The sequence below is a fragment of the Flavobacterium psychroterrae genome (assembly GCF_018380615.1).
GTDB classification, from domain to species: domain Bacteria; phylum Bacteroidota; class Bacteroidia; order Flavobacteriales; family Flavobacteriaceae; genus Flavobacterium; species Flavobacterium psychroterrae.
Genome location: NZ_JAGYVZ010000011.1, coordinates 157,352 through 178,416 on the forward strand (window position 1 = coordinate 157,352; position 21,065 = coordinate 178,416).

Genomic DNA, 21,065 nt, shown 5'->3' on the forward strand with positions numbered 1-21,065 from the left:
ATTCTTTTAAATTCCAAATTCCAAAACACAATGTGAATAATTTTAACACATAGAAACATAGGCTTTATTTTGCGAAAAGGCGATTAAAAAGAAACACATTTCTTTCACATAGCTATGTGAATTAACACTAAGTGAAACGCCTTTTTTACGTCACCAAAAGCTATGTTTCTATGTGTTTAATTGTGTACAAAACCCATCAAAACTCTTTTATGATCTTAAAAAAATATTGTTTTCTTCTTTTTGTGTTTTTATGTTTCCATAACATCGAGGCACAAAAAAGAGAAAGCAAAAGTATTGATTCTGTAAAAACCCAGAAACTGGATGAAGTTGTTATTAGTCCGTTTCATATTAATAATAGATTGCAAAACACACCGGCTTCTATAGGAATTTTATCTAAAAAAGACCTTCTGCAAAATAATGCTACAGATATTACAACGGTAATTAATACGATTCCGGGAGTTTTTATGCAATCTTCAAATTTTACAACAACCAGAATTTCGATTCGTGGTATTGGTGCAAGAACACCTTATGGAACTAATAAAATCAGGGCTTTTTATGGCAGTATTCCGTTGACTTCGGGAAACAGCGAAACGGTAATCGACGATATTGATCTGGAAAATATTGGTCAGATCGAAGTTATCAAAGGTCCGCTTTCGAGTATTTACGGCGCAGGTTTAGGTGGTGCGATTTTGATTTCACCTCAACTTTCTAAAGCAAATGGACAAAATGCTAGTGTAAGCAGCGTTTTTGGTTCGTTTGGATTACTAAAAAATAGTCTGAATTATTCTTTAAACGAAAAAAGTTCAAGCCTGAATATAAGTTATCATAATCTCAAAACCAATGGATGGCGAGAAAATAGTGCGTACAATAGAGAAGGAATCACGCTTGCCGGAGAATTGTTCAGGAAGAAAAACAATAAGCTTACTTATTTTTCTAATTACACTTATTTAAAAGCTTTTATTCCGAGTTCTATTAGTAAAGAAGTTTTTGAGAATAATCCGAAACTTGGCGCTCCAACGTGGGTGGCTTCAAAAGGATTTAAGGAATACAAATCGACTTTAACAGGATTGGCTTATGATTTTAAAATTAATGATCATCTGAATAATTCTACTTCGGTTTTTGTTAATTACAAGGATAGTAATGAACCACGCCCTTTTGATGTTTTACGCCAATATACTTTTGGAACCGGAGGAAGAACTCAGTTTTCAGGGAATTTTAAAATTGCAAAAACAGAAAATCAATTTATTGCCGGGATCGAATATTTCACGGATAATTATAACGGAAATACTTTTGAAAATCTATACAAAAACAATAACGGACAAGGAAGTTTACAAGGAAATCAAATTACTGAAACGGATCAGAAAAGGCATTTTTATAATATTTTCACGCAAATTCGATCTTTACTTTCTGATGAATTCGAAATACAAGCCGGACTAAATTATAACGAAACTCATTTTGAGCTAACGAACTTTCTTCTGAATAAAACCTCAACGGAAAAATATAGTTATGACGGAATATTTTCGCCACAATTGTCTTTTTTGTTTAAACCGAATGAGGAACGAACTTTATACTTTTCGGCAAGTCGGGGGTTTTCATTACCGGCAACAGAAGAAATGCTTACAAGTACAGGAAATATCAATCCTAACATAAAACCTGAAAGTGGTTATAATTTTGAAGTTGGAGGAAAATTCTATTTCTTCAATAAAAATCTGTATACGGAATTTGCGATTTACCGAATGGAAATAAAAGATTTATTAGTTGCAAAACGAATTGGCGACGATCAATATGAAGGTGTTAATGCGGGGAAAACATTTCATGAAGGAATTGAAATTTTGGCAAAACACAATTGGCTCATTAATCAATTTTTCACCTTGAATTCTTTTATTGGTGCTTCTTTAGGAAAATATGAATTCAAAGATTTTGTAGATAGCGGAAACGATTATTCGGGAAATAAATTAACCGGAGTTGCGGCTAATAAAGTAAATGCCGGAATAATTTTAAACACGAGTTTGGGACTTTATTTTTCTGCCGATTTTCAATTTACAGATAAAATTCCGTTGAACGATGCTAATTCTGCTTATTCGGATTCTTATAAAATCATCAATTTTAAAACAGGTTATCGTTTTGAGATTCTTCAAAATTTAAATACCAATTTTGCGTTTGGTATAAATAATGTTACTGATGAAAAATATGCTTCGTTGATTTTACCTAATGCGTTGCCAGTTGGAACCTCATCTCCAAGATATTATTATCCGGGACTTCCCGTGAATTATTACGGAACAGTTTCTTTAAATTATTTATTTTAGATGTGTCTTAAAACCGAAGAAAATGGTGTCTGATTTACAAACAAAACTCAACTACGTTAATGCCTACAGAGAAAACCGACTCATGGCTGCGCAAGATGTTCTGGAAAATCAGTCTTTATTTGATGAATTGGTTTCGATTTGCTTTTCTCCATCAGATAAAAACAATCATAAAGCGTGTTGGATTTTAGAGTTTGTATCTTATGAAGAATTGATTTGGTTACAACCTCATCTAGATTTTTTCTGTTCGAATTTAAAAGTTTTAAAAGATGAAAGTTCCATTCGACCCATTGCAAAAGTGATTCAGCTTTTAATAAAATCACATTATAGGAAAAACGAAAATTGCATATTACTTTCTGAAGAAAATCTGCAGGATTGTATTGAAGCTTCTTTTGACTGGCTGATTAATGATGTAAAAGTGGCAACAAAAGCCTACTCGATACGAACATTGTATGTTTTAGGAAATCATTACAACTGGATTCATCCTGAATTGCAAATTATCCTGACAAAAGATTACGCACATCATTCGGCAGCTTATAAGGCTGTTGCCAAAGAAGTTTTGAAAAAGATCAATATCTAGGTCATTACCGAAACCTATAAAATCAAAAGAGGACATCTGTACAGATGTCCTCTTTTTTACTAGTCAAAAAATAAAACCAACTTCGCTTAAATTTTATATAATTGGGGATTTATTAAAATTTAAAGCGAAGAAAAAATTCATTAGAGTTTTTCGCACTTGCAACTATACTGCCAATATTGGTTTCGTATGCATAACCTAATGTCATGTGATCGCTAATATTTAAACCGGCAATTGCTGCATAAGCTTTATCAACTCTGTAGCTTCCGCCAATTTCCAGAAACTTCTCAATTTGAAGCATCACATTAATATCAACCGAAAGTGGCGCGCCATTAACATAACGCATCATAAATGAAGGTTTTAAAACTAAAGCCGTTGCAGTTTCAAAATCATAATCATAACCTCCGCTTAAATAAACGTGAGGTTTGTCTGTAGCAACAGCCGTGTAACCATCTTTATTTTTTGCACGCTCCGTATTTAACATTCTTGGGACAGAAAGTGATACAAAAAATTTATCATTCTTTAATAAAGCTCCGATACCTACGTTTGGATTAAACTGATTTATGGTAGCCAAAGCAGGATCTGATTGTTGTGAATAGGTTTCAAGTCCTGAAGTATTTACATTATAGAAATTACCTCCGGCTTTTATTCCTAAATACAAATCTGTGAGTGCTCCCACCTGAAGTTTATACGAGAAATCAATTCCTAATTGGGTTTGTTTTTCGATAAATGTTTTATCATAAACCATAGAAACACCTAATCCAAGATTACTTCCTACAGATGTTCCAAAAGAAACAGCTTGTGTTTGCGGAGCATCTTTAATTCCTGTCCATTGCTGACGAATTGTACTCATCAAAACGGTTTCTCCATCAACTCCTGCATACGCCGGATTCACAACATTCATGTGGTAACGATATGTGGTAAAAAGACTTTCTTGTTGGGCAAAAAGCATACTACTGAAAAGTAGTAATGCTCCCGCCATTATATTTTTAATTATTTTCATTTCTAAAATTTTATTTTTTACAATTACCTGTTAATGTAGATCCAACCTTCTTTGTCAATAGAACCATCACCATCTAAATCAATTTGATAGTAATATGAACTTGAATCCGGTAAAGAGCTGGAATTTCCTTTATAATGTCCATCCCAATCATTTTGGTAATTTCTTGCAGTAAATACCTCTGCTCCCCAACGATTGAAAACACGCACAACTGAATTAGGATGATTTTCGATATTCGAAATTACCCATGTATCATTTATACCATCTCCGTTTGGAGTAAAAGCCTGAGAAATGTTCAATTGATCTTTATCGCAAGCATCACCAATACCATTATTGTTGCGATCTTCCTGATGTGGATTTGCAGTAATTGGGCAATTATCAGATGTATCTAAAACTCCGTCATTGTCATCATCATTATCACAATTATCCAGAATTCCGTCATTATCATTATCACCGGCTTTATTCACAACTGTAACTTTTGCTGTAGCTGTAGCAGTATTTCCTGCTTTGTCTTTTACAGTTAAAACAACTGTATTTACACCCACATTTGTACAATTAAATGTAAGCTTATCAAGAGTTACTGTAACAATACTACAATTGTCTGAACTTGCATTATTGATTTGATTTGCGGTTATTGATACATTTCCTGCATCGTCAAGTTCAACCGTTAAATCTTTAGTTTTTGCTATTGGAAGAATATTATCCTGAACCGTTACAGTTGCTGTAGCTGTAGATTTATTTCCGTTTACATCTGTCACCGTAAGAGTTACTAAATTTGGTCCAACATTATTACAACTAAAAGTATTTGGGCTTACCGTAACCGAAGCTATTCCGCAAAGATCTGTACTTCCGTTATCGATTTGAGCTGCTGTAATAGTAGCGTTTCCAGTTGCATCAAGCTGAACTGTTAAATCTTTAGCAAGAGCCGTTGCCGCAATTTTATCCTGAATAGTTACCGTTGCTGTTTTAGTTGAAACAATTCCGTAAGCATCTGTTGCAGTAAGTGTCACAACATTTGCTCCTACATTAGCACATGTAAATGTATTTGGTGAAACCGTTAAAGTTGGGTTTCCGCATGCATAAGTTGATCCGTTATCAATATCAGCAGGAACAATAGAAACATTTCCTGTTGCATTAAGCTGAACTGTAATGTTTTTAGTTAAGACATTCGGTACAATATTGTTTTCAACTTTTACTGTAGCAGTTTGATAAGAAATATTTCCGCTTGCATCTGTAGCAGTAAGTCTAACTAAATTGTTTCCGATATTAGCACATGTAAATGTATCTGGAGAAACTTTCAAAGTTAGAGCTCCACAAATATCTGTAGATCCATTATCTACATCTGCAGCCTGAATTGTTACAACACCCGAAGCATCAAGTTGAGCTATGATATTTTTTGTTAAAACAGTTGAAGCAATTTTATCTTCAACAGTTACAATTGCATCTTTAATATCCACATTTCCGCTTTTATCAGTAACTTTTAACTTAACAGTATTTGGTCCGATATTAGCACAAGTAAATGCCGTTATCTAATTCTAAAATATCAATACCACAATTATCAGATGAAGAATCGTCAACATCAGAAGCAACAATTGTTGCATTTCCTGTAGCATCAAGTTGAACAGTAATATTTTTAGTTATTACTGTTGGTAAAATATTATCTGTAACAATTACTGTTTGGATTACTTCTACAGCATTATTTCCATTACTATCTTTTACATTCCATTTGATTTTTGTACTTCCAACCGGATAAACATCTGAAAGTAATTTTCCATCATTTCTCACTCCTGTTGGAGTTCCAACTGAGCAATTGTCTGTTGCAGATGCAGAAACCACTAGAATTGCTCCGCAAAGACCTGCATCAGCATTAACATTTTGATCACCGTTTGAATTAATAACTGGAATTTGATTTTCTGTCACTGTTACCGTTTGGATAACTTCAACTGCATCATTTCCATTACTATCTTTTACATTCCAAGCAATTGTTGTTATTCCTACAGGGTAAACATCTGAAAGTAATTTCGCATCACTTCTTACTCCTGTTGGAGTTCCAACACTACAATTATCAGTTGCAGATGCGGACACGGATACATTTGTGGTGCAAAGAGCTGCATCAGCATTTAGATTTTGATCACCGTTTGAAGTAATTAAAGGAACTGTATCATCATTGACTGTAATTGTTGCATTTGCTGTTGACACGTTGCCATTACTATCTGTAACAAACAAAACAACATTATGCGTACCAACATCAGCACATGAAAATGTCAACGAGGCAGTTTCAGTAGTTGAAGGTGCATAACGGGCTTGTACTGCTAATCTCTTCTGTGTTCCGTTACAGGGATCCCCAAAAATATCGTTGCTAGAATAAATACTTCCACTATTTTTATTAATTAAAGCAGATGATACTACACTTAAACTGTTTGATGCATTACAACTACCAGTGACAAAATTGCCACAAGTTCCTGTAGAATTGCCATAACTCGCATACAAGATATTTTTAAAAACACTTGCTGTAGGCGCCGTAAGTGATAAAAAAGCTCCTTCACCCACAACATTGCAAACTGTACCTACACTTCCATATGCAAACTTATAATTGTTAATACCGCAATTATCTGTACTTCCATCATTTAGTTGAGTAGCATTTACGGTTACGCTTCCACTTGCGTTCAATTGAACTGTGATGTTTTTTGAAATTGCAGTCGGTAAGATATTATCATTTACTATCACATTTTGGATCGCAGTAGCCCCATGATTTCCATTTACGTCCATTACATTCCAAGTGATTGTTGTAGTTCCAACAGGATAAACATCTGAAAGTAATTTTGCATCACTTCGTACTCCCGTTGGAGTTCCAACACTACAATTATCTGTGGCTGTTGCGGACACAGTTACGGTTGCTTCACAACCGCCTGGATTTACATTTACGTTTTTATCCCCATTAGTAACTATTGTGGGTTTCACATTATCTATACCCGTTCCTTGAACAGTGAATTTATAAATACTAGCATCCGGATCATCAGTTGCAACACTTACAATGGCTGTCTGAACTCCTAGAGTAGCGCAGGTTGGCGCAAAACGAACCACAAATGTATTAGAACTTCCTCCTGCAATTGTAGTTGACGCGGGTTGTGTCACAATTGAGAATGCATTACTGCCACTTATCGCCACACTAGGGGTTCCTGTTAAAGTTAAATTATTTGTACTAGCATTTCCAATAGTAAATGTATGATTTAGTGGAGCTGATTCTGCTACAGATCCAAATTCAGTATCGTCAGCCACCGCTGGTGTAGTATCACCATTTCGGATAGAAGTAGCAAGACCTTTAATAGTGGTGTCACTATATTTAACAGTGACTCTTGCATAAACATCAGTAGAGCCGGTAAGAAGATTAAGTCCTTCTGAATTACCAATCGATTTCAAAAGAACAGTATTTAATCCGCCACTGTTATAGTCGGACGGATTTAAAGTCCAAACGGTAGGAGACGCTCCAGGAGGAACACATTGACAATTATAAGGTCCCGGAGTGGGCTGAACCGCTTGATTTACCCCATTTAATTTTACGGAGTTATTAGATGGATTACTGTTGCAATTTATAGCATAATTCAGTTGTACTGTAATGCTTTTCGCCATACTTGTTTCGCTAGAAGTCCAACGGAACCCCCAATCCCCAGCCCCTACAAATTGATATCTTACTGTAGGACCACAAGGAGTTGTTGTATTTATAATATCTGACAGACGTACGTTATAAACGTTCGTTTGTGCAAACGAAGTAAAAGTCTGTAGAATTGTGACTATAATTATTAATAAAATCTTTTTTTTCATACTTAAATATGTTTTGTTTGAGTTGGTTTTTATTGTCTCCGAATTTATTTTGTAAACATCAATAGATATCCTGTTCCATTTGTAAGTAACAATGGAATTTTAGTCGTCTTTAAACAATTTTTTAAGTGGAAGGAAAATTAAAAACTGCTAGAAATAATCTTTTACATTATTTAATATGAAAATCTAAAATAAGGAGTTTTTTGAAAGCTGCGAAATACATTCGCGAAGCAAAGTAGTTTTATCATCATATTGGCTGGTTTAAAATTATCAAACAAAAATATATTGAAATAAAATCGCCGAATAGCCCATTCGGACACATCAATAGCCCGAAACGACCAACTCTTTTTTCTAAAAAAATAAGCAGAAATAAAAACTCAATTTTACAAATTCAAAACATTGACAAACAATCAGATAATATTCAAATAGGTGATTTTACAATGTTAATGAAATCATAAAAAAAATATAAAAAAGGAATGCAAAAGCGCTGAAAAGAAAGAATTTTACAGCGATTAAATCCGAATTTCGGAAGGCATTTTTCCAAAACGTTTTTTGAAATTTGCCGTAAACTTGCTGGAACTTTTATATCCTGTTGCCAAAGCAATATTTTTGATCTGCATATCAGTATTCCGGATCATCTGCATGGCTAGAAGTAATTTCTTATCTTTATGATATTGCATCATCGAAACACCATGTACAGATTTGAAAGTTAATTTAAGTTTTGTTGGAGACATCCCCACTTTTTCGGCAATATATTCTACTCCTAAAAAGCGATTTGTTATGGTATCTACAATTAGTTTTTCGGCTTTTGCAATTTTCCTGTAATCAGGAGTATCAATTGGCAAATAATTTCCTTCCCGCTGATCTAAAAATGCATTTTTAAAAAAAGTTGAAACGAGCTGAAATGCCTGTGTTTTTAAAATTGATTTACTAAATAAATCACGTTTGTTGTTTTCCAAATTAGTCAAGATTTCCTTGGATAATTCTGCTGCATTCGGCACAATATTTTGGTAAGTAATAAATCCATTATCTGAATTAAGGAATTTCTTAATATGATTGTCTTCGGGAAGTGTTGCAAAACTAAAATTACTTTCTGCCCATTCTTTATTAAAAGCATACAAATAAAATTCGCATTCAGAACCTTTATAAAAATAAGCCCCAACCGGAGGTCCAGGCTTTTTAAATCCCCAATATTTGCTCGAAAAAGGAGTTTTATCTGCAAATGTATTCTGGAGTTTTACTTCGCTTTCAAAAACCGAAAATGTCAGCGTGTAATAATCGATGGGAAAATCTTCATCATAAATCGCTTTCAGCATCACGTTTTTCTTAAAAGTAATACTTGTCGCAATAATCCAGAAACCTTCTTCGATTTCGCGATAACGCATTACTCCGTGAGAGAAAGGATTGTTTCTGTAAACTGCTTGTTCTTCGAGATCATGCCTAACCGATGGAGAATTGACAATACTTTGTACAATGACCTGAGGAGAATTAGACAAATAGGGCAATTCAAAAAAGCCATCTCTGTAAAAGTTGATATTGTCTTTTATAAATTTAATCCACTTTCCTACATTCATACAATAATGCTCAAATTTTAATTTTCTCTAAAAACTGAAGGTAATATCCCAAATCTTTTCTTGAATGCCGACGTAAATTTACTGGCACTTTCATAACCTGTAATGGCAGAAATCATTTGAATTTCGACCGGAGAATTTTGAAGCAGCTGTTTTGCAAGCAGCATATTTTTTTCTTTATGATATTGAAGCATTGAAAATCCGAATACAATTTTAAAATCAGCTTTTAATTTTGTTGGAGATGTATTTACTTCCGATGCTATTTTATCAATTCCCAAAAAATTAGATTGCAAATTGTGCAAAATCATTTTCTCGGCTTTAGCCACATTATAATAATCTAAATTGCTAAGTGAAATATTATCCGGGATGCGGCTATCTTCAAAAGAATTTTTAAAAAACTCTGTAATCAACTTCATACAAGACTTACGTAATTCCTGTGCATTTAAATTTATTTTGTCCTCGGCTTCTAAAATTTTCGATATTTTTTTAGATAAAATGTGTGCTTTTGGAGCAATATCTAACCAGGTATAAAAGCCTTTTTGATTATTAAAGAAGTTTTCCAAAACACCTTTTCCGCAAAATTTACCCGAATTAATATTCTCATCGACCCATTCTTTATTCATGGCAATATTAAAAAATTTGCCCTCGGTTCCTTTATAGAAATAAGTTGCAATTTCGGTTTCCGGTTTGTAAAAAGTCCAGCAGGTACTCAGTAATATTATGTCTTCAGAATCTTTAAAAGGAAATTTATATTCGAAAACAGAAAACGACAAAATGTAATAATCTTTTAGATGATCCTTTGTATATATGGCTTTCGCAAGTATATTTTCTTTAAGTACAATATTTGTTTCTAGAATCCAGAAACCTTCTTCCATCTTTTGATAACGCATTTTACCTTTCCAGAAAGCATTATTTGTGGTAATTAATTGCTTTAAAGGATTATGCTTGATTATGGGCAGTTTTATAAGACTGTCTAACATCACCTGAGGGGAATTAGACAAGTATGGTAATTCGAAAAAGTCATCTTTTAAAAGAAAAAGAAATTTATGAATATGCTTTGCCCAATCGTTTGTGGTCATGTAATTTACTTAATCTATGGCGGTTAAAACAGGTCAAACGTACGGAATTCATATGCACAAAACAAAATTTTGAAACCAGATATTCTAAAAAATTTTAACATTTTCAACGATCCTTTTTTTAAATACTATTAATATGAAAAAACAGCAATTCAACCCACAATAAATTGGCATTTCTATTTTATCAATTATCTTTGCAGAAACACAACTACAATGAATTATTTTTCTTCTGATTTTAAATTAGGAATATTAGGTGGCGGACAATTAGGTAAAATGCTTTTGTCTGACACTCGAAAATTTGACATACAAACTTATGTTTTAGATCCAAGCGACGAAGCACCAAGTAAAATTGCCTGCAATAAATTCTTCAAAGGTGATTTGATGGATTATGAAACCGTTTACAATTTTGGAAAACAGGTTGATGTTTTGACTTTCGAAATCGAACTTGTAAATCTTGAAGCTTTAACGCAACTTGAAAATGAAGGCGTAAAAGTATATCCGTCTCCAAAAACCTTAAAGGGAATTCAGAATAAAGGAATTCAAAAAGATTTTTACATTAAAAACAATATCCCAACAGCAGCTTATTTAAGATTTGACAATCCTGATCATTTGCAAAAATCTGTTGGAAATAGTGAAATTACAATTCCGTTTGTCTGGAAATGTACTGAGTTTGGTTACGACGGAAATGGCGTAAAAGTGATTCGCCAGATTTCTGATCTGGATGATTTACCAAATGTAGAATGTATTGCAGAAACTATGGTGCCGTTCAAAAATGAATTGGCAGTTATTGTCTGCAGAAATCCGTCAGGCGAAATTAAAACCTATCCGGTTGTTGAAATGGAGTTTCATCCCGAAGCAAATCAGGTAGAATATGTAATTTGTCCTGCGAGAATCGATAAAAAAATTGCTGAAAAAGCCAGAGCAATTGCTTTGAATGTTTCCGAAAAATTCAATCATGTTGGACTTCTAGCCGTTGAAATGTTTCAAACCAATGAAGATGAAATTCTGGTAAACGAAGTCGCTCCTCGCCCACACAATTCCGGTCATTACTCAATAGAAGCCAGTTACACATCACAATTTGAAAATCATTTACGTGCTATTTTAGATCTTCCGTTAGGAAATACGGATAGTAAAGTTGCCGGAGTAATGGTAAATTTAGTTGGTGCCGAAGGTTTTTCCGGAGACGTAGTTTATGAAAATATCGAAACCATTTTAGGTTGGGATGGCGTTACTCCACATATTTACGGAAAGAAACAAACTCGCCCGTTCAGAAAAATGGGTCACGTAACCATCGTAAATGAAGACATGAGCGAGGCAAGAAAAATTGCCGAACAAGTTAAAAATACGATTAAGGTAATTAGTGAATAATTTTCAGTCGCGGTTTACAGTCTCAGCATCCGAACAAAAACAATAAAAAAATTAGTATAAGTCTCAATTTTCAGTCTCAGTTAAAAACCTGAAACTTGAAACAAAACAAACAGTTTTCAAACAAAAAATCTATGAGCAAAGTAGCCATTATAATGGGAAGCATCTCAGACATGCCAGTCATGCAAGATGCCATCGACATACTAAAACAATTTAATATCGAAACCGAAGTTGATATCGTTTCGGCACACAGAACGCCGGAAAAATTATTTGATTTTAGTAAAAATGCACATACTCGCGGAATTTCGGTAATTATTGCCGGAGCTGGTGGAGCTGCACATTTACCCGGAATGGTCGCTTCGATGTCGCCGCTTCCTGTAATTGGAGTTCCTGTAAAATCAAGTAATTCAATTGATGGTTGGGATTCGGTTTTATCGATTTTGCAAATGCCGGGCGGAGTTCCGGTTGCAACTGTAGCGCTAAACGGAGCAAAAAATGCCGGAATTTTAGCTGCACAAATAATAGGGAGTCATGACAAAAAAGTTCTTGACACCATTATTTCTTATAAAGAAGAATTGAAAGCAGCTGTTAACAAAGCGGCTGAAGGCTTGAAATAGTTTTCAGTTTTCAGTCGCAGTTTTCAGTATAAACTGTGACTGAAAACTGCGACTGAAAACTAAAAATTATGCTTCCTCTTCAATATCCTCCAGAACAGCTTCAAATTCAGAATCCGTTATATCTTCTTTATTTATCCAGTTCTCTGAAGTAATCAGATCATAATTTACATTATCTTCTGTGGTTAATTCCCAAACAATACTTTCCGCTTCAGGAAACGGAGTATTTCCGGAAATTTGGGTTTCGAACAATCTTTTGATAAGGTTTCTGTCAGACAATCCACTATTCAATAATTTCAGTACGTTTTCAGCCGTCAGCTTTTGCGCTTCGCCATCCGTTGGTGTCATTGAAAAATGAACAACAGAAGCTTTTGCATTTGGGAATTTTCCGTTGTAAGCTTTAAATAATAATTGATTTGTATGAAATAAAGTGCCTTGCATGTGTATTTCGGGATATTCCTCGCAAACTTTATCAATTAGCATGTTGTGCGATATTTGCTCAATTTGCCCTTCGTTTAATTGATCACCCAATTTATATTGCAAGACTATTTCGGCAGCTTCGTTTGGTTCGTAATCAGAAATGGCCATTTCTAATAATTCCGGTAAACTTGCTTTATCTGCTGTTGCTCCATCCGGATAATTGAATTTTTCTAACAACTGAACAAGATCTTCATCAGTCCAATATCCTTCAACTTCATTAACCGTATCGATATTCTTTATTACAATTTGATAATTCATCATTTTATTTTTTTACAATTAGTATGATTAGCATTTTATACCTCTAATCCTATTTTTCACAATTTACCATTTTTAAAACCGGTAAAGAAATAAATAACATATATATAACACAATTTAGTAAGGCTTTTATACTGACAATCAATCTTGTTTAGGTGGCTAATTTTTTATAAATTGCTATCTTTGGAATTCGAAAATATCGACTTCAATTAATAAAAATAAATTACATCATAATGAACGTTTTACTTTCAAAATTCATAACCAAACACAATACAGCTCCTTTTTCGCAAATCAAAATCGAAGATTATTTACCTGCTTTTCAGGAGGGAATTACTTTGGCTAAAGCCGAAATTGATGCAATCGTAAACAATCCCGAAGCACCAACTTTTGAAAATACAGTTGTCGCTATGGATTTTTCGGGTGATATTTTAGATCGTCTTTCAAGTGTTTTCTTCAATTTGAATTCGGCAGAAACGAATGACGAAATGCAAAAAATCGCTCAGGAAGTTTCGCCTTTATTATCTGAATTTGGAAATGACATTACGTTAAACGCTGCTTTATTTGCTAAAATAAAAACGGTTTACGATCAAAAAGAAACATTAAATCTAAATCCGGAACAAACGACACTTTTAGATAAAAAATATAAAAGCTTCTCGAGAAACGGAGCAAATTTAGCCGAAGATAAAAAAGACAAATTACGCGAAATAGATAAGGAATTATCAAAACTTAAATTACATTTTGAAGAAAATGTTTTGGCAGAAACCAATGCTTTCGAATTGCATTTGACAGATTACAACCATTTAGCCGGATTACCTGAAGGAACTATCGAAGCAGCAAGATTATTAGCAAAAGGCAAAGAAAAAGAAGGATGGATTTTCACTTTAGATCATCCAAGTTATATTCCGTTTTTGACTTATGCAGATAATCGAGAATTGCGTAAAAAAATGGCGATTGCTTTTGGAGCAAGATCTTTTCAGAATAACGAATTTGACAATCAGGAAAATGTTTTAAAGATTGCCAAATTACGTTTTGAAAGAGCCAATTTATTAGGCTATAAAACGCACGCTCATTTTGTTCTGGAAGAAAGAATGGCTCAAAATCCAGAAAAAGTTTTCTCTTTTTTGAATGATTTATTAGCAAAAGCAAAACCTGCAGCTCAAAAAGAATTTGCAGAATTGACGGCTTTCGCCAAAGAACTGGACGGAATCGAACAACTTGAAAAATGGGACGGCGCTTATTATTCTGAAAAATTAAAACAACAGCTTTTTAATTTAGACGATGAAAAACTGAAACCTTACTTTCAATTAGAAAAAGTACTAAATGGTGCTTTTACAGTTGCCAAAAAATTATACGGCTTAACATTTACCGAAGTTTTTGATATCGATAAATACCACGAAGAAGTTACAACTTATGAAGTAACAGACGCTGAAAATAATCTGGTTTCAATTTTCTATGCTGATTTCTTCCCAAGAAAAGGAAAAAGAAACGGTGCCTGGATGACTTCATTCAAACATCAATATAAAAAAGACGGCGTAAACGAAAGACCACATATTTCGAACGTTTGTAATTTTACGAAACCAACAGAAACAAAACCATCGTTATTGACTTTTAATGAAGTAACGACTTTGTTCCATGAATTTGGTCACGGTTTACACGGAATGTTGGCGAATACGGTTTACCCAAGTTTATCAGGAACTTCTGTTTTTTGGGATTTCGTAGAATTACCAAGTCAGATTATGGAAAACTGGTGTTACGAACCGGAAGCTTTGGCTTTGTTCGCGAATCATTATGAAACCGGAGAAATTATCCCGATTGAATATGTTCAGAAAATTAAGGAAAGTGCCAGTTTCCAAGAAGGTTTGGCCACTTTGCGTCAGTTGAGTTTTGGATTATTGGACATGGCTTGGCACGGACAAGATCCAACTAATATTCACGATTTAAAAACTTTTGAAACAGAACAATTTGCCAACACGCAATTGTATCCTGATGTAAAAGAAAATGCAATGAGTACTGCATTTTCTCATATTTTTCAGGGTGGATATTCTTCTGGATATTACAGTTATAAATGGGCTGAGGTTCTGGATGCAGATGCTTTTGAATATTTTCAGGACAAAGGAATTTTTGATCATGAAGTAGCCACAAAATTTAAAGAAAATGTACTTTCAAAAGGAGGAACAGAACATCCGATGATTTTGTACAAACGTTTTAGAGGTCAGGAACCAAAACCGGAAGCTTTATTAAAAAGAGCGGGACTTTTATAGATCTTTAGATTCTTGGACTTCTTAGATTATTAGATATTTTAAAAACCGAAGTGGAAATGCTTCGGTTTTTTAATTTGATTTGACTAACGGGAATTTTAAGTATCTTCGCTTTTTAAATCTTAATCTTACAAAAACATCTTGAAAAAATATTTTAAAATTATCCTTTATCTCTTTATTATCGGATTGATCGCCATAATCTCTGTGCATACATATGTAAAATCTACAACAAAAAAACATATTTATTATTCAATGAAGAAGTTTCCGAAAAATGATATCGGAATTATTTTTGGCGCTGGAATTACTGGAAATCAACCCGGTAAATTTTTAAAAGACAGATTAGACGCGGGAATTTTATTGTACAAAGCAAACCGAATAAATAAAATTTTACTATCTGGTGATAATGGTCATCAAGGATATGATGAACTAACTGTCATGAAAAATTACTGTTTTAATCACGGGGTTGATACAACAAAAATATTCATTGATTATGCAGGTTTCGATACTTATTCAACTATGTATCGCGCGAAATATATCTTTAAAATCAAAAGAGCGACTTTAATCACTCAGGAATATCATTTGAACCGAGCGATATATATCGGACAAAAACTCGGTATAAAATCAGTTGGATATTCGGCTAACAAAGGAGAATATCCGGGATATACATATGTTACCATGAGGGAATATCTTTCTATTTTTAAATCATTTTTTGATGTTTTAAGAAATAGAGAACCGCAATTTTTAGGAAATCAAATTGATACAAATGGTCCTTCAAATTATTCAAAAGAAGACAAACGATAAAAAAAAGCCTGCAAAAATATTTTTGCAGGCTTTTTCATTAAATTAAAAGTAAAAGTCTTTATTCTTCACTATTTTCTTTATTCTATTTTTTTATTCTATCTTCTAAGTCATTTAATCTTTCTCCAAAACCTTTTTTGCTAATTTTCCAACAGTCAGTCCTTGTACCACAATCGAAAATAAAACTACAATATACGTTACTTCCAGCAAAAGGTTTTTATATTCTCCTTCAGGCATAGAAAGCACTAATGCAATAGAAACTCCTCCGCGGATACCTCCCCAAACCAGAACCATTAAAGACCCCTTATTATAAGCCGATTTAATACCGAAGAACTTAAATATATCAAAGAATTTCCATGGTAAAACTATAGAAGCAATCCTGGCGAATAACACTATAAAAATTGCTACAAAACCTGTTACCAATTGTTTGTTTAAATCTGGTAACAATAATAACTCAAAGCCAATAAACAAGAATAAAATAGCATTTAATATTTCATCTATAAGCTCCCAAAACTTTCCTAAATAATCTTTGGTTTCTTCGCTCATTGCAACTTTTTTACCGTAATTCCCGATAATCAATCCTGCCACTACCATTGCTAAAGGGCTTGAAACATGTAAACTTTGAGCAATCAAAAATCCTCCCATCACGATAGAAAGCGTTATTAAAACTGACACTTTATAGTCGTCGATTTTCTTCATAACCCTCGATGCCGTGTATCCTAACACAGCTCCTAATAAAAGTCCGCCAATTCCTTCTTTTGCAAACAGCCAGGCGATAGAACCAAAACTCATATCAAATGTGGGATCAGTTGCCATTTTTAAGACAACAGCAAACATTACTACCGCTACTCCGTCATTAAACAAAGATTCACCAACAATTTTGGTTTCTATTCTTTTAGGAACTTTAGCTTGTTTTAAAACACCCAATACCACAATTGGATCGGTTGGAGAAATTAATGTTCCAAAAACCAAACAAAATATATAAGGAATTTTTATTCCCAAAATGGGCGCTACATAATATAGCAGCATAGAAATGATTAATGCTGACAATACAACATTAACAGTAGAATAAATTATAATGGGAACTTTTTGTTCTTTAAGATCAGACATATTTACATGCAATGCACCAGCGAACAAGAGAAAATTCAACATCGCTCCCATCAGGATTTCGTTGAAATCAAATTCTTTTATCAAGTCAAAAAAATGTCTGGTTGTAGCCGGAAAATAAGAATCTCCCAATAGACGAATACCTACAGAAACCAACATTGCAATAATCATTATTCCAATAGTTCCGGGAAGTTTTAAAAATCTTAAATTTAAATAGGCGAAGAAAGAGGCTAATACAATAAGTATTGAAAAGGTGTAATATAATTCCATAAAAGTGATTTTTACAAAAATAAATTTCCATTATCTAATACAAAACTTCATTTCCTAAATTAACATAACTTTACAATTCCAGTAATCAATTAAAACAAGAGATTATCGAATATATAGACTATTACAATAATGACAGAATTAAACTTAAATTAAAAGGAATGAGCCCGATACAATATCGAGCTCACTATTATCAAACTTAATTATAAATTTGTCTAAACTTTTGGGTACAGTCCAAACAGACCAGGCTTTTTTAATCAAAATTGTTTTTAGATAGGATTTTGTTTTTATACCAATTCTTCTTTTAAGCTTTTTGCCGATGCAACTGGTACGTTTTCGATATTATGTTGATAATATGAAAAACCTCCTGTTCCGTTCCATGCATTATCGATTGCCAAATGAGCATCAAATTTTGCCAAGAAAGAACCAATTGCCGGTGGAGGAACACTATGAACATATTCTCCCTGAAGACTAACTAACTGTGTAACTTTACCTAATCCAGCCGAATAGATTTTTCCTGTTACCTGAACAACAATATGACTATCCGGACCTTGTATTGCCTGAGTGATTACAACTGTACCTGTAACAGAATGTTGAGACGGTACTACTACTAAACTAAATTTTGCAATTGGAGCGCCTGGTGTTCCAACATTTCCAATTGTGCCTTGTGCTAAATAAGCACCTGCTAATAAATCTGACATAACTTTTTGATTTTGGGTTTTCCTACTCATAAGGCTTTTCGGCACCGCCTCGTTTTTTCTAGTGGGTTCTGCTCCACCTATTTAATTTGTAATGAACTATTTAAGTTTTCCAAAAACATCTTAAATAATTATAGTATTGGGTTTATTTCTATTTCAAAACTATATCAAATAGACAACTGTTTTATATAAAATGATACGGAACAGAATTTATTGGCCATGAATGAGATAAAGAACGCCATAAAATAATTTTATACGTAAAAACACCTGTTTTGATAATTTTAAAGAAGCAAATAAAAAGTTCCTAAATAAACTTTCATTTATTTTTGAAAGTTTAAAAACTTTTACTTACATTTGTTTCATGGAATTCAAAGAAGCAAAAAATAAGTTCGTACAAACCTGGGGAGCATTAGGTTCTCAATGGGGAATTAATAAAACTATGGCGCAAATCCATGCTTTATTAATGATCTCAAACGAACCTGTTTCTATGGAAGACATTATGGAAGAATTGCAAATTTCCCGCGGAAATACCAGCATGAATCTAAAAGCTTTAATGGATTGGGGAATTGTTTACAAAGAGTATAAAGCCGGAGAAAGAAGAGAATTTTTTACCGCCGAAAAAGATTTAGACGAATTAGCAGTAAAAATTGCCAGAGAAAGAAGCAAAAGAGAAATCAAACCTGCTCTTAAAATTTTAAAAGAAGTTTCAACAATTGATGTTAGTAATTCGGCTGAAGAAAAACACTTTGTAGATCAAACTTCTAAATTATATGACTTTGTTTTAAAAGCAGATAATATGTTAGACAAAATGACGGAATTCAATGAAAACTGGTTAGGACGTTTAGTTCTAAAAATAATGAAGTAAAAAAATTTAATAAAAACTTTCATTTATTTCTGAAAGTTTAAAATAAATAAGAACTATGAAAACAACATTACAACTTAATACTTTTGCCGTCGGGCTTCCGCTCTTAATACTGCTCACTTATCCAATTGTAAAAGAAGGCGCATTTTTTTACGCCATGCTTTCAACTGCAATAACAGGCTTTATTCAAGTTCTATTAGGAATCAAGCTAATATTTGAAGACCCAAATAATAGATACATTCAAATTTATATTGCAGGGGTAATTATGTTTTTTCTTTTGTGTTTTATTCAAATCGAAATTTACAGTAGTGAAAGTTTGAGAATTACATTACTCAGTTTGCCTCTCATTTTGGCCATTTATCTTTCAATAATACTCTACAAAAAAGCAAAACTATGAACTTCTTAAAAGCAGAATGGAAAAATTTAGCACTTTTCAATTATGAAGTTGATGCTGAAATCTTAGAAAAATATGTTCCGGTTGGTACTGAAATAGATATATGGAACAACAAATGTTATGTGAGTCTTGTTGGTTTTATGTTCAAAAACACGAAAGTTTTAGGCATTAAAGTTCCTTTTCATATTGATTTTGAAGAAGTAAATCTCAGATTTTATGTGAAACGTTTCGAGAATGGTGAATGGAAACGCGGTGTAGTTTTCATCAAAGAAATTGTTCCAAAAAAAGCCATCACTTTTATTGCCAACAATTTGTATCAGGAACATTATGAAACTCAAAAAATGCGACATGAAATCATTGAAAGCAAAAAATCAAACTCTTTCATTTATCAATGGAAAAACGAGGAAAACTGGAATACGATTCAGGTAGAAACTAAAAAAGATTCTGTTGAAATCCTAGTCGATTCTGAAGCTGAATTCATTACCGAACATTATTTTGGTTATACTAAAATTGATCAAAACATCACTTTTGAATATGAAGTCAGACATCCAAGATGGGAGCAATATGAAGTTTTAAAGTATAATATCGACATCGATTTCAAAAAAACTTACGGTAATGATTTTGAGTTTTTACAAAACGCAAATCCTGTTTCGGTTTTCTTAACGAAAGGCTCAAAAATCAGCGTTAGAAACAAACGAAAACTGGAATCAGAATTTGTTTTAGAAGAAGAATACAATTAATATTTCGCATCAGTTAAGAATCTATAAAACCAAAAATCATGAAAACTCTAGAAAACCAAACCTTGCTTTATGATGAAGATTGTCCGCTTTGCAGTTTATATACAACTGGCTTTGTAAAAAGCGGAATGTTAGACGAAAATGGTCGAAAATCATATTGTCAATTATCTGAAGAGGAGCAAAATTTTGTAGATTTAAAACGTGCGCCAAACGAAATCGCTTTGATTGATAATAAAACAAAAACCGTAATCTACGGCATTGATAGTTTATTGAAAGTGGTCGGGTTTTCATTTCCTTTGATAGAGAAATTGGGAACAACAAAACCCGTCCATTTAATTTTAAGAAAATTATATTCTTTTGTTTCTTATAATCGAAAAGTAATTATTCCCGGAGAAATCAAAGAAGAAAACAAACTACAATGTACTCCGGATTTTAATTATAAATACCGTTTTATTTTTATTGGATTTGCTTTAACGATAACAACTTTTGTTTTATTTGGATATTCTAATCTAATTCCAGGTTTACCCAAATCTAGTTTTCTGAGAGAAGCGGCTTTGGCTTTTGGTCAAATAGTTTTTCAAAGTTTGTTTCTTTTGAAATTGGACAAAAAAGCCATTATGAATTATGCCGGAAATTTAATGACCGTATCTTTAATGGGGTCTTTAATTTTAGTTCCAATGCTGATTCTGAATCAATTCGTTAGTGTTCCGGAAACATTAGTTTTAGGTTGGTTTGCCATAACAGTTTTAATAATGTTTAAAGAGCATTTTAGAAGAATTAAAATTTTAAAACTTCCTTTTTATCTATCTTACACTTGTGTCCTCTATCGAATTCTTGCTTTACTTTTTATTTTAAACTAATTAAAAAAGTTTGCCATGATTACA

Annotated in this window: 18 protein-coding genes and 1 pseudogene; 11 read left to right on the top strand and 8 right to left on the bottom strand. The window is 33.1% G+C overall.

Annotated features, from left to right (window positions below; genetic code table 11):
- Positions 1-209 precede the first annotated feature (209 nt).
- Both KHA90_RS13345 and KHA90_RS13350 read left to right on the top strand, forming a co-directional pair.
- Positions 210-2,306, top strand: a complete 2,097-nt coding sequence (locus KHA90_RS13345) for a TonB-dependent receptor (RefSeq protein ID WP_213300857.1) — start codon at positions 210-212, stop codon at positions 2,304-2,306.
- A gap of 22 nt (positions 2,307-2,328) precedes the next feature.
- Positions 2,329-2,883, top strand: a complete 555-nt coding sequence (locus KHA90_RS13350) for a hypothetical protein (protein WP_213300860.1) — start codon at positions 2,329-2,331, stop codon at positions 2,881-2,883.
- Positions 2,884-2,995: 112 nt separating this feature from the next.
- On the opposite strand, the gene KHA90_RS13355 is transcribed toward KHA90_RS13350, so the two are convergent.
- The 5 genes from KHA90_RS13355 to KHA90_RS13375 form a co-directional block, all read right to left on the bottom strand.
- Positions 2,996-3,883: a PorP/SprF family type IX secretion system membrane protein gene (locus tag KHA90_RS13355; RefSeq protein ID WP_213300863.1), complete on the bottom strand. Its 888-nt coding sequence runs from the start codon at positions 3,881-3,883 to the stop codon at positions 2,996-2,998.
- Positions 3,884-3,906: 23 nt separating this feature from the next.
- Positions 3,907-5,337 carry a gliding motility-associated C-terminal domain-containing protein gene (locus KHA90_RS13360; protein ID WP_213300866.1) on the bottom strand — a complete coding sequence of 477 codons (1,431 nt, stop codon included), beginning with the start codon at positions 5,335-5,337 and terminating at the stop codon, positions 3,907-3,909.
- 49 nt (positions 5,338-5,386) lie between these two features.
- Positions 5,387-7,702, bottom strand: coding sequence for a hypothetical protein (locus KHA90_RS13365; protein WP_213300869.1), 2,316 nt, complete (start codon positions 7,700-7,702; stop codon positions 5,387-5,389).
- Between the two features lie 509 nt (positions 7,703-8,211).
- Positions 8,212-9,273 (bottom strand): helix-turn-helix domain-containing protein, encoded by a 1,062-nt coding sequence (locus KHA90_RS13370; RefSeq protein ID WP_213300872.1) that lies wholly within the window; start codon positions 9,271-9,273, stop codon positions 8,212-8,214.
- Between the two features lie 17 nt (positions 9,274-9,290).
- Positions 9,291-10,349 carry a helix-turn-helix domain-containing protein gene (locus KHA90_RS13375; RefSeq protein ID WP_213300874.1) on the bottom strand — a complete coding sequence of 353 codons (1,059 nt, stop codon included), beginning with the start codon at positions 10,347-10,349 and terminating at the stop codon, positions 9,291-9,293.
- Positions 10,350-10,559: 210 nt separating this feature from the next.
- Between KHA90_RS13375 and KHA90_RS13380 the strand changes: the two genes are divergently transcribed.
- Positions 10,560-11,714: a 5-(carboxyamino)imidazole ribonucleotide synthase gene (locus KHA90_RS13380; protein WP_213300877.1), complete on the top strand. Its 1,155-nt coding sequence runs from the start codon at positions 10,560-10,562 to the stop codon at positions 11,712-11,714.
- A 131-nt stretch (positions 11,715-11,845) separates the two neighbouring features.
- On the top strand, positions 11,846-12,328 hold the full coding sequence (gene purE / locus KHA90_RS13385) for a 5-(carboxyamino)imidazole ribonucleotide mutase (RefSeq protein WP_132036326.1): 483 nt from the start codon (positions 11,846-11,848) through the stop codon (positions 12,326-12,328).
- A gap of 66 nt (positions 12,329-12,394) precedes the next feature.
- Here purE and KHA90_RS13390 read toward each other — a convergent pair whose 3' ends face one another.
- Positions 12,395-13,066 carry a hypothetical protein gene (locus KHA90_RS13390; protein WP_244860329.1) on the bottom strand — a complete coding sequence of 224 codons (672 nt, stop codon included), beginning with the start codon at positions 13,064-13,066 and terminating at the stop codon, positions 12,395-12,397.
- Positions 13,067-13,293: 227 nt separating this feature from the next.
- Here KHA90_RS13390 and KHA90_RS13395 point away from each other — a divergent pair, with 227 nt between their 5' ends.
- Both KHA90_RS13395 and KHA90_RS13400 read left to right on the top strand, forming a co-directional pair.
- The gene (locus KHA90_RS13395; protein WP_213300879.1) at positions 13,294-15,321 is read left to right on the top strand and encodes a M3 family metallopeptidase; all 2,028 of its coding nucleotides are present in this window, start codon (positions 13,294-13,296) and stop codon (positions 15,319-15,321) included.
- A gap of 249 nt (positions 15,322-15,570) precedes the next feature.
- Entirely contained in the window at positions 15,571-16,119 is a 549-nt protein-coding gene (locus KHA90_RS13400; protein ID WP_244860331.1) for a SanA/YdcF family protein, read from the top strand.
- 111 nt (positions 16,120-16,230) lie between these two features.
- Here the strand turns inward: KHA90_RS13400 and KHA90_RS13405 are convergent, their stop codons facing one another.
- Positions 16,231-17,493, bottom strand: coding sequence for a cation:proton antiporter (locus KHA90_RS13405; protein WP_213300885.1), 1,263 nt, complete (start codon positions 17,491-17,493; stop codon positions 16,231-16,233).
- A 71-nt stretch (positions 17,494-17,564) separates the two neighbouring features.
- On the opposite strand from KHA90_RS13405, the pseudogene KHA90_RS13410 reads away from it, so the two are divergent.
- Positions 17,565-17,693 (top strand): annotated as a pseudogene (locus KHA90_RS13410) (IS3 family transposase); the annotation flags it as partial.
- 84 nt (positions 17,694-17,777) lie between these two features.
- Here KHA90_RS13410 and KHA90_RS13415 read toward each other — a convergent pair.
- Positions 17,778-18,191 (bottom strand): DUF1842 domain-containing protein, encoded by a 414-nt coding sequence (locus KHA90_RS13415; protein WP_213300888.1) that lies wholly within the window; start codon positions 18,189-18,191, stop codon positions 17,778-17,780.
- A gap of 358 nt (positions 18,192-18,549) precedes the next feature.
- Between KHA90_RS13415 and KHA90_RS13420 the strand changes: the two genes are divergently transcribed.
- From KHA90_RS13420 to KHA90_RS13435, 4 genes are read left to right on the top strand one after another with little or no spacing between them, the layout of a single operon-like run.
- Positions 18,550-19,053: a GbsR/MarR family transcriptional regulator gene (locus KHA90_RS13420; protein ID WP_213300891.1), complete on the top strand. Its 504-nt coding sequence runs from the start codon at positions 18,550-18,552 to the stop codon at positions 19,051-19,053.
- A 55-nt stretch (positions 19,054-19,108) separates the two neighbouring features.
- Positions 19,109-19,447 carry a hypothetical protein gene (locus KHA90_RS13425; RefSeq protein WP_213300894.1) on the top strand — a complete coding sequence of 113 codons (339 nt, stop codon included), beginning with the start codon at positions 19,109-19,111 and terminating at the stop codon, positions 19,445-19,447.
- Entirely contained in the window at positions 19,444-20,184 is a 741-nt protein-coding gene (locus KHA90_RS13430; protein WP_213300897.1) for a YqjF family protein, read from the top strand. The genes KHA90_RS13425 and KHA90_RS13430 overlap by 4 nt, the downstream gene beginning before the upstream one ends.
- A 38-nt stretch (positions 20,185-20,222) precedes the next feature.
- Complete coding sequence (locus tag KHA90_RS13435; protein WP_213300900.1) at positions 20,223-21,041, top strand: thiol-disulfide oxidoreductase DCC family protein; 819 nt, start codon at positions 20,223-20,225, stop codon at positions 21,039-21,041.
- The last annotated feature ends 24 nt before the right edge of the window (positions 21,042-21,065 follow it).

What these genes read in the sequence shown, in the direction of transcription:
- KHA90_RS13345 (WP_213300857.1), top strand. Translation starts at nt 210, where the DNA reads ATGATCTTAAAAAAATATTGTTTTCTTCTTTTTGTGTTTTTATGTTTC.
- KHA90_RS13350 (WP_213300860.1), top strand. Translation starts at nt 2,329, where the DNA reads ATGGTGTCTGATTTACAAACAAAACTCAACTACGTTAATGCCTACAGA.
- KHA90_RS13355 (WP_213300863.1), bottom strand. Translation starts at nt 3,883, where the DNA reads ATGAAAATAATTAAAAATATAATGGCGGGAGCATTACTACTTTTCAGT.
- KHA90_RS13365 (WP_213300869.1), bottom strand. Translation starts at nt 7,702, where the DNA reads ATGAAAAAAAAGATTTTATTAATAATTATAGTCACAATTCTACAGACT.
- KHA90_RS13370 (WP_213300872.1), bottom strand. Translation starts at nt 9,273, where the DNA reads ATGAATGTAGGAAAGTGGATTAAATTTATAAAAGACAATATCAACTTT.
- KHA90_RS13375 (WP_213300874.1), bottom strand. Translation starts at nt 10,349, where the DNA reads ATGACCACAAACGATTGGGCAAAGCATATTCATAAATTTCTTTTTCTT.
- KHA90_RS13380 (WP_213300877.1), top strand. Translation starts at nt 10,560, where the DNA reads ATGAATTATTTTTCTTCTGATTTTAAATTAGGAATATTAGGTGGCGGA.
- purE (WP_132036326.1), top strand. Translation starts at nt 11,846, where the DNA reads ATGAGCAAAGTAGCCATTATAATGGGAAGCATCTCAGACATGCCAGTC.
- KHA90_RS13390 (WP_244860329.1), bottom strand. Translation starts at nt 13,066, where the DNA reads ATGATGAATTATCAAATTGTAATAAAGAATATCGATACGGTTAATGAA.
- KHA90_RS13395 (WP_213300879.1), top strand. Translation starts at nt 13,294, where the DNA reads ATGAACGTTTTACTTTCAAAATTCATAACCAAACACAATACAGCTCCT.
- KHA90_RS13400 (WP_244860331.1), top strand. Translation starts at nt 15,571, where the DNA reads ATGAAGAAGTTTCCGAAAAATGATATCGGAATTATTTTTGGCGCTGGA.
- KHA90_RS13405 (WP_213300885.1), bottom strand. Translation starts at nt 17,493, where the DNA reads ATGGAATTATATTACACCTTTTCAATACTTATTGTATTAGCCTCTTTC.
- KHA90_RS13415 (WP_213300888.1), bottom strand. Translation starts at nt 18,191, where the DNA reads ATGTCAGATTTATTAGCAGGTGCTTATTTAGCACAAGGCACAATTGGA.
- KHA90_RS13420 (WP_213300891.1), top strand. Translation starts at nt 18,550, where the DNA reads ATGGAATTCAAAGAAGCAAAAAATAAGTTCGTACAAACCTGGGGAGCA.
- KHA90_RS13425 (WP_213300894.1), top strand. Translation starts at nt 19,109, where the DNA reads ATGAAAACAACATTACAACTTAATACTTTTGCCGTCGGGCTTCCGCTC.
- KHA90_RS13430 (WP_213300897.1), top strand. Translation starts at nt 19,444, where the DNA reads ATGAACTTCTTAAAAGCAGAATGGAAAAATTTAGCACTTTTCAATTAT.
- KHA90_RS13435 (WP_213300900.1), top strand. Translation starts at nt 20,223, where the DNA reads ATGAAAACTCTAGAAAACCAAACCTTGCTTTATGATGAAGATTGTCCG.